Annotated in this window: 17 protein-coding genes and 1 pseudogene; 13 read left to right on the forward strand and 5 right to left on the reverse strand. The window is 69.7% G+C overall.

Annotated features, from left to right (window positions below; translation table 11 throughout):
* Nucleotides 1–4: 4 nt before the first annotated feature.
* From E2170_RS07070 to E2170_RS07090, 5 genes are all read right to left on the reverse strand, one after another.
* The gene (locus E2170_RS07070) at nt 5–1,420 is read right to left on the reverse strand and encodes a replicative DNA helicase (protein WP_132999854.1); all 1,416 of its coding nucleotides are present in this window, start codon (nt 1,418–1,420) and stop codon (nt 5–7) included.
* A 202-nt stretch (nt 1,421–1,622) separates the two neighbouring features.
* Nucleotides 1,623–2,075 carry a 50S ribosomal protein L9 gene (rplI, locus tag E2170_RS07075; protein WP_132999855.1) on the reverse strand — a complete coding sequence of 151 codons (453 nt, stop codon included), beginning with the start codon at nt 2,073–2,075 and terminating at the stop codon, nt 1,623–1,625.
* 100 nt (nt 2,076–2,175) lie between these two features.
* Nucleotides 2,176–2,406, reverse strand: a complete 231-nt coding sequence (gene rpsR / locus E2170_RS07080; RefSeq protein ID WP_055247656.1) for a 30S ribosomal protein S18 — start codon at nt 2,404–2,406, stop codon at nt 2,176–2,178.
* A gap of 11 nt (nt 2,407–2,417) precedes the next feature.
* A complete protein-coding gene (rpsF, locus tag E2170_RS07085; protein WP_132999856.1) occupies nt 2,418–2,861 on the reverse strand; it encodes a 30S ribosomal protein S6 in 444 nt (147 codons plus the stop codon).
* 620 nt (nt 2,862–3,481) lie between these two features.
* Nucleotides 3,482–3,823 carry a HesB/IscA family protein gene (locus E2170_RS07090; protein WP_132999857.1) on the reverse strand — a complete coding sequence of 114 codons (342 nt, stop codon included), beginning with the start codon at nt 3,821–3,823 and terminating at the stop codon, nt 3,482–3,484.
* A 105-nt stretch (nt 3,824–3,928) separates the two neighbouring features.
* Between E2170_RS07090 and asnS the strand changes: the two genes are divergently transcribed.
* The 13 genes and pseudogenes from asnS to sbcB all read left to right on the forward strand — a co-directional run.
* Nucleotides 3,929–5,329, forward strand: a complete 1,401-nt coding sequence (asnS, locus tag E2170_RS07095; RefSeq protein WP_132999858.1) for an asparagine--tRNA ligase — start codon at nt 3,929–3,931, stop codon at nt 5,327–5,329.
* A gap of 4 nt (nt 5,330–5,333) precedes the next feature.
* Complete coding sequence (locus tag E2170_RS07100; RefSeq protein WP_132999859.1) at nt 5,334–5,639, forward strand: hypothetical protein; 306 nt, start codon at nt 5,334–5,336, stop codon at nt 5,637–5,639.
* Nucleotides 5,636–5,956, forward strand: coding sequence for a hypothetical protein (locus E2170_RS07105; RefSeq protein ID WP_132999860.1), 321 nt, complete (start codon nt 5,636–5,638; stop codon nt 5,954–5,956). Before E2170_RS07100 ends, E2170_RS07105 begins: the two co-directional genes overlap by 4 nt.
* A 25-nt stretch (nt 5,957–5,981) precedes the next feature.
* Nucleotides 5,982–6,767 (forward strand): SDR family oxidoreductase, encoded by a 786-nt coding sequence (locus E2170_RS07110; protein WP_132999861.1) that lies wholly within the window; start codon nt 5,982–5,984, stop codon nt 6,765–6,767.
* A gap of 4 nt (nt 6,768–6,771) precedes the next feature.
* The gene (nei, locus tag E2170_RS07115; protein ID WP_132999862.1) at nt 6,772–7,590 is read left to right on the forward strand and encodes an endonuclease VIII; all 819 of its coding nucleotides are present in this window, start codon (nt 6,772–6,774) and stop codon (nt 7,588–7,590) included.
* 32 nt (nt 7,591–7,622) lie between these two features.
* The gene (locus tag E2170_RS07120; RefSeq protein ID WP_132999863.1) at nt 7,623–9,047 is read left to right on the forward strand and encodes an aldehyde dehydrogenase; all 1,425 of its coding nucleotides are present in this window, start codon (nt 7,623–7,625) and stop codon (nt 9,045–9,047) included.
* Nucleotides 9,048–9,080: 33 nt separating this feature from the next.
* Nucleotides 9,081–9,743: a carbonate dehydratase gene (can, locus tag E2170_RS07125; protein ID WP_132999864.1), complete on the forward strand. Its 663-nt coding sequence runs from the start codon at nt 9,081–9,083 to the stop codon at nt 9,741–9,743.
* Between the two features lies 1 nt (nt 9,744).
* Complete coding sequence (locus tag E2170_RS07130; protein WP_132999865.1) at nt 9,745–10,182, forward strand: RidA family protein; 438 nt, start codon at nt 9,745–9,747, stop codon at nt 10,180–10,182.
* A complete protein-coding gene (locus tag E2170_RS07135; protein WP_132999866.1) occupies nt 10,179–10,727 on the forward strand; it encodes a 3-hydroxyanthranilate 3,4-dioxygenase in 549 nt (182 codons plus the stop codon). The genes E2170_RS07130 and E2170_RS07135 overlap by 4 nt, the downstream gene beginning before the upstream one ends.
* Before the next feature lie 13 nt (nt 10,728–10,740).
* Complete coding sequence (locus E2170_RS07140; protein WP_132999867.1) at nt 10,741–11,766, forward strand: amidohydrolase family protein; 1,026 nt, start codon at nt 10,741–10,743, stop codon at nt 11,764–11,766.
* A gap of 144 nt (nt 11,767–11,910) precedes the next feature.
* Nucleotides 11,911–13,203: a kynureninase gene (kynU, locus tag E2170_RS07145; RefSeq protein WP_132999868.1), complete on the forward strand. Its 1,293-nt coding sequence runs from the start codon at nt 11,911–11,913 to the stop codon at nt 13,201–13,203.
* Nucleotides 13,200–14,609, forward strand: a complete 1,410-nt coding sequence (locus tag E2170_RS07150; RefSeq protein WP_132999869.1) for an FAD-dependent oxidoreductase — start codon at nt 13,200–13,202, stop codon at nt 14,607–14,609. The genes kynU and E2170_RS07150 overlap by 4 nt, the downstream gene beginning before the upstream one ends.
* Nucleotides 14,610–14,700: 91 nt before the next feature.
* Nucleotides 14,701–16,140 (forward strand): annotated as a pseudogene (gene sbcB, locus E2170_RS07155) (exodeoxyribonuclease I); the annotation flags it as partial.
* Between the last annotated feature and the right edge of the window lie 10 nt (nt 16,141–16,150).

Here is a 16,150-nt window from a genome sequence, read left to right on the forward strand (position 1 = left end):
GCGGCTACTCGAAGCTGCCCACCGAATCGTGGGCCAGGTTGTCGAAGCGGGTGTACTCGCCGAAGAACTTCAGCTTCACCGAGCCCGTGGGACCGTTACGCTGCTTGCCGATGATGACCTCGGCCAGGCCCTTGTCCGGCGAATTTTCCTTGTTGTAGTACTCGTCGCGGTAGATGAAGACGATGACGTCGGCATCCTGCTCGATGGCGCCGGATTCGCGCAGGTCGGCCATCACCGGGCGCTTGTCCTGGCGCTGCTCCAGCGAGCGGTTGAGCTGCGACAGCGCGATCACCGGCACGTTGAGCTCCTTGGCCAGGCCCTTGAGCGAACGCGAGATCTCCGAGATCTCGGTGGCGCGGTTCTCGCTGTTGCCGGGCACCGCCATCAGCTGCAGGTAGTCGATCACGATCAGGCCCAGGCCGTGCTCGCGCTTGAGCCGGCGCGCCTTGGCGCGCAGCACGTCGGGCGACAGCGCCGGGGTGTCGTCGATGAAGATCTTCGTTTCCTTCAGCAGGCGGATGGCGCTGGAAATGCGGCTCCAGTCCTCGTCCTCCAGCTGGCCGGTGCGCAGCCGGGCGGCGTTGACCCGGCCGACCGAGGAGATCAGGCGCAGCGCCAGCTGGCTGGCCGACATTTCCATCGAGAACACGGCCACCGGCTTCTTGGTCTTCATGGCCGCGTACTCGGCCATGTTGAGCGCCAGCGTGGTCTTGCCCATCGCCGGGCGCGCGGCGAGGATCAGCAGGTCGGTCGGCTGCAGACCGGCGGTCATCTCGTCGAACTCGGTGTAGCCCGTCGGCAGACCGGTGATGCCGCCGCCGCTGGCATAGCGGGTCTGCAGCACGTCGAAGGCCTCGGCCATGGCCTGGTTGACCGCGGTGAAGTCGCTGCGGCCACGGCTGCCCGCCTCGGCGATCGCGAACACGTCCTGCTCGGCCTTGGCCAGGATCTCGGCGCTGTCGCGGCCCTCGGGCTGGAAGCCGTCGTTGACGATGCCGGTGCCAACCTCGATCAGTTGCCGCAGCACGGCCTTGTCGCGGACGATTTCCGCGTAGGCGACGATGTTGGCGGCCGAAGGCGTGGTGCTGGCCAGTTCGACCAGATAGGCGCCGCCGGCGACGAGTTCGGACTGGCCCTGGGATTCGAACCACTCGCCCAGCGTCACCGCGTCGAAGGGGCGGTTGCGCTCGGCCAGCTCCTTGATCGCGCGGAAGATCAGCTGGTGGTCGCGGCGGTAGAAGTCGTGCTCGTCGAGCTGGTCGCCGACGCGGTCGTAGGACTCGGGCGACAGCATCAGGCCGCCCAGCACCGCCTGTTCGGCCTCCACCGACTGCGGCGGCACGCGCAGCTGTTCGATCCGGGCATCGCCGCGCCCCTGGAAATCGCGGCCATCCTGCTTGAAGCCCGGTCTTGCGCTCATCGGTATCGGAACTCCCCGTGCGGAGCCCTTGCCGCGGCTCCTGATCCTGTGTCGGACTGACATGCTACTGACCCCTGCCGGGAAGCGTTGCAGACAACCCTGTGGATAACCGGTGGGCATCTCAGGCGCTGAGACTGCGCGCCACCGGAAACGAAGACGGGCGCCCTGCGGCGCCCGTCGGTGAAACCTGCCTGGATGTGGCTCAGGCGGCTTCGGGCTCGACCACGACCTTGACGGTGGTCTCGACGTCGGCGTGCAGGTGCACGATGACCTCGTACTCGCCGATGGTGCGGAACGCGCCCTCGCCCATCACCACTTCCGACTTCTCGACCGGGGTACCGGCCTTGGTCAGGGCTTCGGCGATGTCGCGCGGGCCGACCGAACCGTACAGCTTGCCCTCGGTAGAGGCGTTGGCGTAGATCGTGACGCTGGCGTCCTCGAGCGCGGCGGCGCGCTGGTTGGCTTCGTCCAGGCTCGACTGGGCCTTGGCTTCGTACTCGGCGCGGCGCGCCTCGAACTCGGCCAGGTTGGCGGCGGTGGCCGGAACGGCCTTGCCCTGCGGCACGAGGAAGTTGCGGCCGTAGCCGGGCTTCACGCTGACCTTGTCGCCAAGGTTGCCGAGGTTCACGACCTTCTCGAGAAGGATCAGATCCATGGTGTTTCTCCGTATTCGTTAGCGACGCGCAGGCGCGCGTCGCAACTGTTGCTGTCCGAACGGACGGTGGCCGGGCCGCCCCGGTGGGGGCGGCGCGGAATCAGACGTTGTGGTTGTCGGTGTACGGGATCAGGGCCAGGAAACGCGCGCGCTTGACGGCGGTGGCGAGCTGGCGCTGGTACTTCGACTTGGTGCCGGTGATGCGGCTGGGAACGATCTTGCCGTTCTCGGTCAGGTTCTGGCGCAGGGTGTTGAGATCCTTGTAATCGATCTCCTTGACGCCCTCGGCGGTGAACTTGCAGAACTTGCGGCGGCGGAAGAACTTGGACATGTGGGTGATCCTCAGGCGGCTTCGGAGTTGTCGTCGGCGTCGGCGTCGGTGGCGGGCTTGTCGCCCTCGCCTTCTTCGTCGTCACGGCGGCGGCGTTCGCCGCGCTCGGGACGGTCGGACTTCTCCGGCTTCTCGTCCTTGTTCTTCATGATCAGCGACTGCTCGGTCTCGGCCTCTTCGCGACGGATCACGATGTGGCGGAGGACGGCGTCGTTGAAGCGGAAGCCTTCGACCAGTTCATCGAGCACGGACTGGCCGGCTTCGATGTTCATCAGGACGTAGTGGGCCTTGACGAGGTTGTCGATGGGATAGGCCAGCTGGCGGCGGCCCCAGTCTTCCAGGCGGTGGATCTTGCCTTCGGCGCCTTCGATCAGGGTCTTGTAGCGCTCGACCATGGCCGGCACCTGCTCGCTCTGGTCCGGGTGGACCAGGAACACGATCTCGTAGTGACGCATGTTGTTTCCTTGTGGATATCGGCCGAGGCGGCGTGCCGCGGGCCCGGATAGCCCCCGGACGATCCTGGCGGACGCCGTGGGGCAAGGGTCTCCCGGTGGACTGGGAGCCGCACATTATGGCAGCCGGCTTGGGTTTCGCGCAAATTGTTGTTTTCAGGGGGCTGGTTGGGGTGCTCGGGCCTCGTGGGGACGCGTGCCACTACGCGGTGGGTATGGACTGGCGAAGCAGCCCGGTCCGCTATGCGGCCCGGTCCGGCCCGGCGCAGCGCGCCGGGCGTTCGCGCGGGCTGCGCGGCAGTGCCGCGCAAGCAGCCCGCGCTCACCCATGGCTGATTCGCCTACCGCGCACATCCCTGTGCGCTGTCCATACCCACCGCGCAGTGTCCCGCTCGCGCGGGCGTGTGGTTTTCCGGCTTCGGAGATGAGGGTGCGTCCGTCGCTTTTCGCCCAGCGGTGCCAGAAAGGTGGTGCAGGAGGTGGCTGGCGGGGGGAGTGCGGAGAGTGGGCCATGGATGGCCCACGGCCCCGCTTCAGCCATGGATGGCTGACGGCGGGGCGCAGCACTCCCCCCGCCAGCCGCCTCCTGCGGCGCGCATCATCACCAGGCGGTACGACGAATCTCAGGCCACCTTGTCGGCGTCGGTCGTGAAGCTCTCGCCGCAGCCGCACTCGGCGGCCGCCTTGGGGTTCCTGAACGTGAACTGCTCGCTCAGGCCCTGCTTCTGGAAGTCCATCTCGGTGCCGTCCACCAGCTCCAGGCTGTCGGCGTCGACGAAGATGCGCACGCCGTCCTGCTCGAAGACCGTGTCGTCCGGCGCTTCGGCGCGAGCGAGGTCGACCGCGTAGCCCCAGCCCGAGCAGCCGGTGCGGCGCACGCCGAAGCGCAGGCCCAGGGCGGAGGGATCGGCGGCGAGGAAGCCCTTCACGCGTTCGAGGGCGGCGGGAGCAAGGGTGATGGCCATGGCGTCATTCTACTCCGTGGGGAACGGCCGGACCGGGCGACCGGTCGGACGGTGCGTCCGGTAAACTGGTCGTCTGTATCTGTCCCTTCCCCAAGGATTCAAGGCATGACGGTGGTCAGCGTCGAACACGCGCTCGCGGGCAGGGTCCCGGCAGGCGGCGAAGTCACGGTCCGCGGCTGGGTGCGCACCCGACGCGACTCCAAGGCGGGCCTGAGCTTCGTCAACGTCAGCGACGGCTCCTGCTTCGCGCCGATCCAGGTCGTCGCGCCCAGCAGCCTGTCCAACTACGACGACGAAGTGAAGCGGCTCACCGCCGGCTGCTCCGTCATCGCCACCGGCACCCTGGTGGCCTCGCAGGGCCAGGGCCAGAGCTTCGAGATCCAGGCTTCGTCGATCGAGGTCGTGGGCTGGGTGGACGATCCGGAGACGTATCCGATCCAGCCCAAGGCCCATTCGCTGGAATTCCTGCGCGAAGTCGCCCACCTGCGCCCGCGCACCAACCTGTTCGGCGCGGTCACCCGCATCCGCCACTGCCTGGCGCAGGCGGCGCACCGCTGGTTCCACGAGAACGGCTACTACTGGATCAACACCCCGATCATCACCACCTCCGACGCCGAGGGCGCCGGGCAGATGTTCCGGGTGTCCACGCTCGACCTCGCCAACCTGCCGCGCGGCAAGGACGGCAACGTGGACTTCGACCGCGACTTCTTCGGCAAGGAAACCTTCCTGACCGTGTCCGGCCAGCTCAACGTCGAGGCCTTCGCGCTGGCGATGAGCAAGGTCTACACCTTCGGCCCGACCTTCCGCGCCGAGAACAGCCACACCACGCGCCACCTGGCCGAGTTCTGGATGATCGAGCCGGAGATCGCCTTCGCCGACCTGGCTGAAACCGCCCGGATCTCCGAGGAATTCCTCAAGTACCTGTTCAAGGCGGTGCTGGACGAGCGCGCGGACGACATGGCCTTCATCGCCGAGCGCGTGCAGAAGGACGCGGTCACGCGGCTGGAGTCGTTCATCAACGCGCCCTTCGAGCGCATCGAGTACACCGATGCCGTGGAGCTGCTGCAGAAGTCAGGCCACAAGTTCGACTTCCCGGTCGAATGGGGCCTGGACCTGCAGACCGAGCACGAGCGCTGGCTGACCGAGCAGCACGTGGGCCGCCCGGTGGTGGTGACCAACTACCCCGAGCACATCAAGGCCTTCTACATGCGCCTGAACGACGACGGGAAGACGGTCGCGGCGATGGACGTGCTGGCCCCGGGCATCGGCGAGATCATCGGCGGCTCGCAGCGCGAGGAGCGGCTGGACGTGCTCGATGCGCGCATGGACCAGTTCGGTCTGGACCGCGAACACTACGGCTGGTACCGCGACTTCCGACGCTACGGCACGGTGCCGCACGCAGGCTTCGGCCTCGGCTTCGAACGCCTGGTGGTCTACGTCTGCGGCCTGTCCAACATCCGCGACGCCATCCCCTACCCGCGCGCGCCCGGCACGGCGGAGTACTGAGGCTATGCTGCTGTTCTTCGCCCTGTGCTTCGTCGGCGTGGCCATCGCGGGCGCCACCGCCTACGTGATCTTCTGGCCGCTGTCGCTGGTGCACCTGCGCGACCGCCACCCGGAGGTGCGCGCGCGCCTGGGCGAAGCCGCCTTCCTGAAGCCGGCGGCGATGTGGTGGCTGCTCGGCGGCGACTACCGCGAAACCCGCGACCCGACCTTCACCGGGCTGGCGACGCCGGCGCGGATCGCGCTGTCGGTGGTGATCTTCGGCCTGGCCGGCGCCGGCATCCTGTGGCTGTGGTCGGTGGCTCTGGCATGAACGACATCCACCTGGATTCCCCGCGCACCGAATGGTGGCTGGCCACGCTGGGACGCACCGTGGTCTGGGCGCGCCTGCGCGTGCGCGAGGCCGGCACCGCCGAGGTGCTCGACAGCGACGGCAACACCCTGGTCTACGACAGCGAGGACACCGCGCGCTCGATGCTGCTCGACGCCGAGTTCGTGGCCTTCGAGGGCATGGACGAGGCCGACCTCGCCGAGCGCGGCTTCCTGCCCGGCGAGCTCGCGCCGCCGCAGGGCGACGACGACACCGTGCTGCAGGCCGGCATGGTGCAGAACTTCGGCGGCCAGGCCTGATCCCACCCACACAGGAGCTGCAGCCATGGATCTCGACCTCGACGGACGCCACGCCCTGGTCTGTGGTGCGTCCGAAGGCATCGGCCGCGCGACCGCGGAAGAACTTGCGGCGCTGGGCGCCAGCGTGACCGTGCTCTCGCGCCGCGAAGATGCGTTGCGCGACGTCGTCGCGGGCCTGGCGGGCGGCGATTCGCGCGGCCATGCGGTGGCGGTGGCCGACAGTGCCGACACCGACGGCCTGCGCGCCGCGGTCGACGCCGTGGTCGCGAGGCGCCCGGTCCACATCCTGGTCAACAACACCGGCGGCCCGCCGGGCGGTCCCGCCGCCAACGCGCCGTTGGCCGCGTTCGAGGAGGCCTTCCGCCGCCACCTGCTCGCCAACCAGGTGCTGCTGCAGGCGGTGCTGCCGGGCATGCGCGAGGTGCGCTGGGGCCGCATCGTCAACGTGGTCTCGACCTCGGTGCGCGAGCCGATTCCCGGCCTGGGCGTGTCCAACACGGTGCGCGGCGCGGTGGCGAGCTGGGCCAAGACGCTGGCACGCGAGCTGGGCGGCGACGGCATCACCGTCAACAACGTGCTGCCCGGCTTCACCGAGACCGGGCGCATCGAGCAGATCGTCGCCGACCGGGTCGCGAAGACCGGCGAATCCGCCGACCAGGTGCGTGCCGCGATGTGCGCCTCGGTGCCCGCGGGCCGCTTCGCGCGCCCGGAGGAGACCGGTGGCGTGATCGCCTTCCTGTGCTCGCCGGCGGCCGGCTACGTCAACGGCGTCAGCCTGGCGGTGGACGGCGGGCGCATGGCCTCGATCTGAGGCCGTGCCCGAAGGCCCGGAAATCCGTCGCGCCGCCGATCGCCTGGCCGAGGCGGTGGTGGGCGAACCGCTGGTCCGCGCCTGGTTCGCGTTCCCGGCCCTGAAGCGCTTCGAGGCCGCCCTGCCCGGCCACCGCATCGAATCGATCACGCCGCGCGGCAAGGCCCTGCTCACCCGCTTCGACCACGGCTGGACGATGTACAGCCACAACCAGCTGTACGGGGTGTGGAAAGTGGCCGCGCCCGGCGAACGGCCGGAAACGACGCGCTCGCTGCGGGTGGCGCTGGAAACCGCGCGCGGCGCGATCCTGCTGTATTCGGCGTCCGACGTGTCGATGTGGCGCAGCGACGAGGTCGAGTCGCATCCCTTCCTGCAGCGGCTGGGGCCGGACGTGCTCGACCCCGCGCTCGATGCCTCGGCCGTGGCCGCGCGCCTGCAGTCACCGCCCTTCCGCGGCCGCGCGCTGGGCGGCCTGCTGCTCGACCAGGGCTTCCTGGCCGGCATGGGCAACTACCTGCGCGCGGAAGTCCTGTTCGCCGCCGGGCTGCGGCCGGAGCGGCGGCCGAAGGACCTTGATCCCGCGACCACCGCGCGGTTGGCGCAGGCCCTGCTCGACATCCCGCGCCACAGCTACGCCACCCGCGGCATCGCACCGGCCGACCGCATGCGCGGGGACTATCTCGCGGACGCGCCCGGCGCCCACGCGTTCCGCTTCCAGGTCTTCGGTCGCGACGGCCAGCCCTGCCCCGGCTGCGGCACCGCGATCGAACGCATGGACGCGGGATCGCGCCGGCTCTACCTGTGCCCGGCCTGCCAGTCCTGACGCCCCGGGTCCGCCACGGGTAAGCTTGCGGGATGCGACGCTATCCACACGTCATCGGCAGCGGTCCCCGCGACGCCGCCAGCGGTCGCTGGCGCGAGGTGTTCGAGCCGGCCACCGGCCAGGCCTATGCCGAGGTCGCGGATGGCGATGGCGCGGATGTCGAGGCGGCAGTGGCCGCGGCGCGTGAAGCCTTCCCTGCCTGGTCCGGCCTGCGCAACAGCGAGCGCTCGCGCCATCTGGAGCGGTTGGCGGATGCGCTGGAATCGCGCATCGACGACTTCGCCCACGCCGAAGCCCGCGACGGCGGCAAGCCCTACGCGCTGGCGCGCGACGCGGAGATCCCGCGCGCGGTGTCGAACCTGCGCTTCTTCGCCCACGCCGCGACCCAGTTCGGCAGCGAATCCCACCACGGCGAGGCCGGCATCAACTACACCCTGCGCCAGCCGCTGGGCGTGGTCGGCACGATCTCGCCGTGGAACCTGCCGCTGTACCTGTTCACCTGGAAGATCGCGCCGGCGCTGGCGGCCGGCAACACCGTGGTGGCGAAGCCGTCCGAGGTGACCCCGGCCACCGCGACCATGCTGGGCGAACTGGCGCTGGAAGCGGGGCTTCCGGCCGGGGTGCTCAACGTCGTCCACGGCGGCGGCCCGGAGGTCGGCGAGGCCATCGTCCGCGACGGCGCGGTCAAGGCGGTGTCGTTCACCGGCAGCACCGTGGTCGGCCGGCGCATCGCCGGCATCGCCGGGCCGCTGCTGAAGAAGGTCTCGCTGGAACTGGGCGGCAAGAACCCGACCCTGGTGTTCGCCGACAGCGACTGGCGCGACCACCTCGACACGCTCGTCCGCTCCGCCTTCCAGAACAGCGGCCAGATCTGCCTCTGCGGCTCGCGCATCCTGGTCGAGCGCGCGGTGTACGCGGAATTCCGCGACGCCTTCGTGGCGCGCGCGCTGGCGCTGCGCCCCGGCGACCCGATGGATCGCGACGCCAAACTCGGCCCGCTGGTCTCGCAGGCGCACTTCGACAAGGTGGTCGCCGCGATCGCACGCGCCCGCGACGAGGGCGGCGAGGTGCTCTGCGGCGGCAGCGCGCTAGACCGCCCCGGCTGGTTCGTGGCGCCCACCGTGATCGAAGGCCTGGGCCCTGACTGCGCCAGCAACCAGGAGGAGATCTTCGGGCCGGTGGCGACCCTGCAGGCCTTTGACGACGACGAGCAGGCGCTGGCCCTCGCCAACGCCGGCGACTACGGCCTGGCCGCTTCGGTGTGGACGCGCGACCTGGCGCGCGCGCACCGCTTCGGCGCGCAGCTGCGCTGCGGCATCGTCTGGATCAACACCTGGCTGATGCGCGACCTGCGCACGCCCTTCGGCGGCATGGGCCAGTCCGGCCTCGGCCGCGAAGGCGGGCTGGAGGCGATGCGCTTCTTCACCGAACCGCGCAACGTCTGCATCGCGACCTGAGCCCGCATCCCTTTCGCACGACACGGAACCCCCATGTACCGAATGCACGACCTGCTCGAACGCAACCGCATCTGGGCCGAACGCGCCCGCGCGGAGGACCCGGGTTTCTTCAGCCGCCTGTCCGGACTGCAGCACCCGAAGTACCTGTGGATCGGCTGCTCCGACTCGCGCGTGCCGGCCAACCAGATCATCGACATGAACCCGGGCGAGGTCTTCGTCCACCGCAACATCGCCAACGTCGTGGTGCACACCGACCTCAACTGCCTGTCGGTGATCCAGTACGCGATCGACGTGCTCAAGGTCGAGCACATCCTGGTGGTCGGCCACTACGGCTGCGGCGGCGTGGGCGCGGCGCTCACCAGCCAGCGCGTGGGCCTGGCCGACAACTGGATCCGCCACGTCAAGGACGTCAAGCACAAGCACCGCGCAATCATCGAGGCCATCGACAGCGACGAGCTCCGCCACGACCGCCTGTGCGAGCTCAATGCCCTGGAGCAAATGATCAACGTCTGCGAGACCACGGTGGTGCGCGAAGCCTGGGCGCGCGGGCAGACGCTCGCGGTGCACGCCTGGGTGTACTCGCTGCGCGACGGCCGCGTACATGACCTCGGCCTGTCGATCGATTCGCCGACAGCCCTGCCCGAGCAGTACGGGCCGGCGCTGCAGCGCATCAGCGAAGACCGCGAGGACCGCTGAGATGACCGGCACCGTGGTCCAGGCCAGCACCGCGCCCAAGCCGGTCGGCGCCTATCCGCACGCGCGGCGCGTCGGCGACCTGCTGTTCCTGTCGGGCATCGGCCCGCGCGACCCTGCCAGCGACTCGATCCCCGGCAACGACTACTTCGCCGATGGGCGCGTGCGCGCCTACGACATCGCGGCGCAAACCCGCGCCGTGTTCGCCAACGTCCGCGCCGTGCTCGAAGCCAGCGGCGCGCGCTGGGAAGACCTGGTCGACGTGACCGTCTACCTCACCGACATGGCGCGTGACTTCAAGGCCTACAACGCGGTCTGGGCCGAGCACTTCCCCGATCCCGCCACCGCGCCCTGCCGCACCACGCTGGGCATCACCGCGCTGCCGACGCCGATCGCGATCGAACTCAAGTGCGTCGCCGCCATCCAGGGAGACACGCCATGATTCCGCCGCCGCTGAACTTCCAGAAGTGGATCGAGGACAACCGCCACCTGCTCAAGCCCCCGGTGGGCAACAAGTGCATCTACGACGGCGATTTCATCGTGATGGTGGTCGGCGGCCCGAACGCGCGCACCGACTACCACTTCGAGGAAGGCCCGGAGTGGTTCTACCAGCTCGAAGGCGAGATGGTGCTGCGCATCCAGGAGGACGGGAAGGTCCGCGACGTGCCGATCCGTGCCGGCGAGACCTTCCTGCTGCCCTCGCGCGTGCCGCATTCGCCGCAGCGCGCCGAGGGTTCGATCGGGCTGGTGATCGAGCGCAGGCGCCTGCCGCACGAGGACGACGGCCTGATGTGGTTCTGCGAGAACTGCAACGAGAAGGTCTACGAGGAGTTCTTCCACCTCGAGGACATCGAGCAGGACTTCTTCCGCGTGTTCGAGACCTTCTATCGCAGCGACGAACTGCGCACCTGCAAGGCCTGCGGCCATCTCAACCCGCGGCCGACAAGATACGAGATGCAGGCGGATTCGCAGGCGGACATCACCTGAGGCTGCGCACACGATGCTGAAAATCGACATCCACGCCCACTACCTGCCCCGCGACTGGCCCGACCTGGCGCGCAAATACGGCGACGAACGGTTCCCGGTCATCCACCACACCGAGGACGGCCGCCACCGCATCTACAAGGACGGGCGCTTCTTCCGCGAGATCTGGTCCAAGACCTGGGACGCGCAGGAGCGCATCGACGACTATGCCCGCTTCGGCGTGCAGGTGCAGGTGATCAGCACCGTGCCGGTGATGTTCAGCTACTGGGCGAAGCCCAACCAGGCGCTGGAGCTGCACCAGGCGCTCAACGACCACATGGCCGAAACCTGCCGCGCGCATCCGCGCCACTACGCCGGCATCGGCACGGTGCCGCTGCAGTCGCCGCGGCTGGCGGTGCAGGAGCTGGAGCGCTGCATGGACCAGCTTGGCCTGCAGGGCGTGCAGATCGGCTCGCACATCCAGCTGGCCGACGGCACCCACTGGAACCTCGACGCGCCGGAGCTGTTCCCGTTCTTCGAGGCCGCGGCCGACCTGGGCGCGGCGATCCTGGTCCACCCCTGGGACATGATGGGCACCGACACCATGCCCAAGTACTGGTTGCCCTGGCTGGTGGGCATGCCGGCCGAGCAGTCGCGCGCGGCCTGTTCGCTGGTGTTCGGCGGGGTGCTGGAGCGGCTGCCGAAGCTGAAGGTCTGCATGGCCCACGGCGGCGGCAGCTTCCCCTACACCATCGGCCGCATCGAGCACGGCTTCAACATGCGCCCGGACCTGGTCGCCACCGACAACCCGCGCAACCCGCGCGAGTACCTGTCGAAGCTCTATTTCGATTCCTGGGTCGCCGACGACCGTGCCCTGCGCTACCTGCTCGACACCTGCGGCATCGACCGCGTGATGCTGGGCACCGACTACCCCTTCCCACTGGGCGAACAGCAGCCCGGCGCGGGCATCGACGCCCTCGCCCTGGATCCCGCCGGGCAGGCCCGCCTCTACCACGGCACCGCCCTGGAATGGCTGGGGCTGCCGGTGTCCAGGTTCGTGTGAGAAAGCCTTCTTTGCCACGGATCTCGCGGATAACGCGGATTCACGCGGATCAATCCTCCATTGGCATGGAAATGCGCGCTGCCGCCGGCACATACTTTTCAATCTGCTCTTATCCGCGTAATCCGTGGCAAAAAGGCTTCTGAAATGACCGAGCCATACACCGACCAGTACGCCGCAGCCCTCGACGAGGCCGATCCCCTCCGCAGCCTGCGCGGCGAGTACCACGTGCCGCGGCACGGGGATGGCGAGCAGGCCTATTTCGTGGGCAATTCGCTGGGGCTGCAGCCGAAGTCGGCGCGGGCGCATGTGGAGGACGTGCTCGACAAGTGGGCCGCCGAGGCGGTGGAAGCGCATTTCACGGGCACCACGCAGTGGATGCCCTACCACGCGCTGCTGCGCGAGCCGCTGGCGCGGGTGGTGGGCGCCGAGCCCGGGGAGGTGGTGGCGATGAACTCGCTCACCGCCAACCTGCACTTCATGATGGTCAGTTTCTACCGGCCTACGCGCGAGCGGCCGGCGATCCTGATGGAGGCCGGGGCGTTTCCTTCCGACCGCTATGCGCTGGAGTCGCAGGTCCGCTTCCATGGCTTCGACCCGGCAACCGACCTGATCGAGCTGGAACCGGACCTGCCCGAAGGCACGTTTTCGATGGAGGCCATCGCGCGCGCCATCGAAGAACACGGCCCGCGGCTGGCGCTGGTGCTCTGGCCCGGCGTGCAGTACCGCAGCGGCCAGGCCTTCGACGTCGCGGAGATCACGCGCCTGGGGCACGCCGCGGGCGCGGTGGTCGGCTTCGACCTCGCCCACGCCGCCGGCAACCTGGCGCTGAGGCTGCATGACGACGGCCCCGACTTCGCGGTCTGGTGCCACTACAAGTACCTGAACTCCGGGCCGGGCGCGGTGGCCGGCTGCTTCGTGCATGCGCGCCACGCGCGTACCGACCGCCCGCGCTTCGCCGGCTGGTGGGGCCACGACGAGGCCACGCGCTTCCGCATGGGCCCCGATTTCGACCCGACGCCGGGCGCCGAGGGCTGGCAGCTCAGCAATCCGCCGATCCTGGGCCTGGCGCCGCTGCGCGGTTCGCTCGAGCTGTTCGACCGCGTCGGCATGGAGGCGCTGCGCGCGAAGTCGCGCTCGCTCACCGGCTACCTGGAAACACTGATCGACCAGCGCCTGTCCGACACCCTGCGCATCGCCACGCCCCGCGACCCGGCGCAGCGCGGCGCCCAGCTTTCGCTGCGGGTGCTGGAAGGCCGCGGCCTGCGCGGGCGCGAGGCCGGGCGTTCGCTGTTCGAATCGCTGGGTGCGCAGGGCGTGCTCGGCGACTGGCGCGAGCCCGACGTGATCCGGATTTCGCCCGCGCCGATGTACAACAGCCACGCCGACGTGCTGCGCTTCGTGCGCGCCACCGAGGCCTGGCGCGAGGGCCGCGCATGAGCGCGGCGTCCGCCGCCACCGGCGCCGCCGGAGCCCGCGGCGCAACGCCGCGCGAGGTCACCATCGTCGGCGCCGGACTTGCCGGCGCGCTGATGGCCACCCTGCTCGCCCAGCGCGGCTGGAAGGTCGAGGTCTACGAGAGCCGCGGCGATCCGCGTCTGCACGGCTTCGCCGGCGGACGCTCGATCAACCTCGCCCTGGCCGAACGTGGCCTGCACGCGCTGCGCGCCGCCGACGCCGACCGCGATGTGCTGGCGCAAGCGGTGATGATGCGCGGGCGCATGGTCCACCCTCTTGAAGGCGCACCGCAGCTGCAGCGCTACGGCCGCGACGACAGCGAGGTGATCTGGTCGGTCAGCCGCGGTGAACTCAACATCACCCTGATCGATGCCGCCGAGGCCGCGGGCGCCAGGCTCCACTTCGACCGCCGCCTGGAATCCGTGGATTTCACCGCGCGGCGCGCGTTCTACCGCGGCGGCGGCGAACTCCACCGTGTCGGCTTCCGCACCCTGATCGGCTGCGACGGCGCCGGCTCCACCCTGCGTGCGCAGATGCAGCAGCACGGCGACCTCGGCGAGCGCACCGAGTGGCTCGAACATGGCTATAAGGAGCTGGAGATCCCGCCCGCCGCCGATGGCGACTTCCGCATCGAGCCCAATGCCCTGCACATCTGGCCGCGCGGCCGCTACATGTGCATCGCCCTGCCCAACGACGAACGCACCTTCACCGTCACCCTGTTCATGGCGATGGAGGACGAAGGCCACGGTGATCCCAGCTTCGAGACCGTGCCCGACGCCAGGGCGGCACGCGCGCTGTTCGAGCGTGACTTCCCGGACGCGCTGCCGCTGATCCCGGAGCTCGACCACGACTTCGAGGCCAACCCGGTCGGCACGCTCGGCACGCTCTACCTAGACCGCTGGCACCTGGATGGCGACGCGGTGCTGATCGGCGACGCCGCGCACGCGATGGTGCCCTTCCACGGCCAGGGCATGAACTGCGCCTTCGAGGACTGCGTCGCTCTTGCGAAGCACCTGGACGCGAACGACGACCTTGCCACGGCCTATGCCGCGTTTGCGGCGCAACGCCGGCCTGACGCCGCCGCGATCCAGAAGATGGCGCTCGACAACTACATCGAGATGCGCGACCTGGTCGACGATCCCGGCTTCCTGCTGCAACGCGAGCTGGAGCTGGCGCTGCAGGCGCGCCACCCCACCCGTTTCATCCCGCACTACGCCATGGTCACCTTCATGCGCATCCCCTATTCGCTGGCGCTGGAGCGCAGCGAGGTGCAGCGGGTGATCCTGGAAGACGCCACTCGCGGCCTGTCGTCGCTGGACGAGGTCGACATCGACGCGCTCGATCCCGTGATCGAAGCCGCCCTGCCGCCGCTGGAGGACAGCCCATGAGCGCCCGCGCATCCGCCACAGGCCCTTTCCGTGGCAGCGGACGCGATGAGCAACGCGGGAGCGCGAGTGCCGCCGCAGGCCTGGTGGTGGCGTGAGCAACAGCTTCCTGTTCTACGACCTCGAAACCTGGGGCACCGACCCGAGGCGCACTCGGATCGCGCAGTTCGCCGCCATCCGCACCGACGCGGAGCTGCGCGAGCTTGGTGATCCCATCGAGTTCATGGTCCGCCCCGCCGACGACCTGCTGCCCTCGCCGGGCGCGTCGATGGTCACCGGGCTGGCGCCGCAGGACGCCCAGCGCGACGGCGTGATAGAGGCCGAGGCCTTCGCCCGCATCGCCGACGAGATGTCGCAACCGGGTACCTGCACGCTCGGCTACAACTCGCTGCGCTTCGACGACGAATTCGTCCGCCACGGCCTGTTCCGCAACTTCCACGATCCCTACGAGCGCGAGTGGCGCAACGGCAACAGCCGCTGGGACCTGCTCGACGTGATGCGCCTGGCGCATGCGCTGCGGCCCGAGGGCATCGCCTGGCCACGGCGCGAGGACGGCGCGACGTCCTTCAAGCTCGAACACCTGGCCGAAGCCAACGGCGTGCGCACCGGCGATGCCCACGAGGCGCTGTCGGACGTACGCGCGCTTATCGGCCTGGCGCGCCTGTTCCGCGAGGCGCAGCCGCGGCTGTGGCAGTACGCGCTCGCGCTGCGCGACAAGCGCCACGTCGCCGGCCTGCTCGACCCGATCGCGATGCAGCCGGTGCTGCACGTCTCGCAGCGCTATCCGGCCTCGCGCCTGTGCGCCGCGGCCGTGGTGCCGGTGGCGACACACCCGCAGATCGGCAACCGGGTCATCGTCTGCGACCTCGACACCGAGCCCGACGATCTGCTGGCGCTGTCCGCCGAAGAGATCGCCGGCCGCGTCTTCGTGCGCAGGGACGATCTGCCCGAGGGGCTTTCGCGCGTCCCGCTGAAGGAAGTGCACACCAACCGCAGCCCGGCCCTGGTGCAGTGGAGCCACCTGCGCCCGGCGGACTTCGAGCGCCTGGGCATCGACCCGGCACAGGTCGAGGCGCGCGCGGCGCGCATCCGCGAGCACGGTCCCGCGATCGCGGAAAAGGTCCGCCGCGTCTTCGCCCGCGAGCGCGACGAACACGGACCCGCCGACGTCGACGCCGCGCTCTACGACGGATTCATCGAGGCCGGCGACAAGGCCCGGCTGGCCCGCGTGCGGGCGACGCCGCCTGCACAGTTGGGCGCGCACGACTTCGGCTTCCAGGATCCGCGCCTGCCCGAGCTGCTGTTCCGCTACCGCGCACGCAACTGGCCCGAAACCCTCGACGGCGCCGAGCGCGCGCGCTGGGACGCGTACCGCCAGCACCGTCTGGCAGGCGACAGCGGCCTCTCCGAACTGGGCTTCGACGCCTACTTCGCCGACATCGCGCGCCTGCGCGGCGAGCATGCCGACAGCGGTGACCGCCTCGACCTCCTCGACCGCCTGGACGCATGGGGCCGCGAACTTGCCGCCGGGCTCGCTCCGGCCG

It is taken from the genome of Luteimonas arsenica, assembly GCF_004352825.1.
GTDB classification, from domain to species: Bacteria; Pseudomonadota; Gammaproteobacteria; order Xanthomonadales; family Xanthomonadaceae; genus Luteimonas; species Luteimonas arsenica.

Coding starts and splice junctions, on each gene's coding strand:
- E2170_RS07070 (WP_132999854.1), bottom strand. CDS start 1,420: ATGAGCGCAAGACCGGGCTTCAAGCAGGATGGCCGCGATTTCCAGGGG.
- E2170_RS07130 (WP_132999865.1), top strand. CDS start 9,745: ATGACCGGCACCGTGGTCCAGGCCAGCACCGCGCCCAAGCCGGTCGGC.
- E2170_RS07135 (WP_132999866.1), top strand. CDS start 10,179: ATGATTCCGCCGCCGCTGAACTTCCAGAAGTGGATCGAGGACAACCGC.
- asnS (WP_132999858.1), top strand. CDS start 3,929: ATGACGGTGGTCAGCGTCGAACACGCGCTCGCGGGCAGGGTCCCGGCA.
- E2170_RS07100 (WP_132999859.1), top strand. CDS start 5,334: ATGCTGCTGTTCTTCGCCCTGTGCTTCGTCGGCGTGGCCATCGCGGGC.
- E2170_RS07110 (WP_132999861.1), top strand. CDS start 5,982: ATGGATCTCGACCTCGACGGACGCCACGCCCTGGTCTGTGGTGCGTCC.
- rplI (WP_132999855.1), bottom strand. CDS start 2,075: ATGGATCTGATCCTTCTCGAGAAGGTCGTGAACCTCGGCAACCTTGGC.
- E2170_RS07090 (WP_132999857.1), bottom strand. CDS start 3,823: ATGGCCATCACCCTTGCTCCCGCCGCCCTCGAACGCGTGAAGGGCTTC.
- kynU (WP_132999868.1), top strand. CDS start 11,911: ATGACCGAGCCATACACCGACCAGTACGCCGCAGCCCTCGACGAGGCC.
- E2170_RS07120 (WP_132999863.1), top strand. CDS start 7,623: ATGCGACGCTATCCACACGTCATCGGCAGCGGTCCCCGCGACGCCGCC.
- E2170_RS07140 (WP_132999867.1), top strand. CDS start 10,741: ATGCTGAAAATCGACATCCACGCCCACTACCTGCCCCGCGACTGGCCC.
- can (WP_132999864.1), top strand. CDS start 9,081: ATGTACCGAATGCACGACCTGCTCGAACGCAACCGCATCTGGGCCGAA.
- E2170_RS07150 (WP_132999869.1), top strand. CDS start 13,200: ATGAGCGCGGCGTCCGCCGCCACCGGCGCCGCCGGAGCCCGCGGCGCA.
- E2170_RS07105 (WP_132999860.1), top strand. CDS start 5,636: ATGAACGACATCCACCTGGATTCCCCGCGCACCGAATGGTGGCTGGCC.
- rpsR (WP_055247656.1), bottom strand. CDS start 2,406: ATGTCCAAGTTCTTCCGCCGCCGCAAGTTCTGCAAGTTCACCGCCGAG.
- rpsF (WP_132999856.1), bottom strand. CDS start 2,861: ATGCGTCACTACGAGATCGTGTTCCTGGTCCACCCGGACCAGAGCGAG.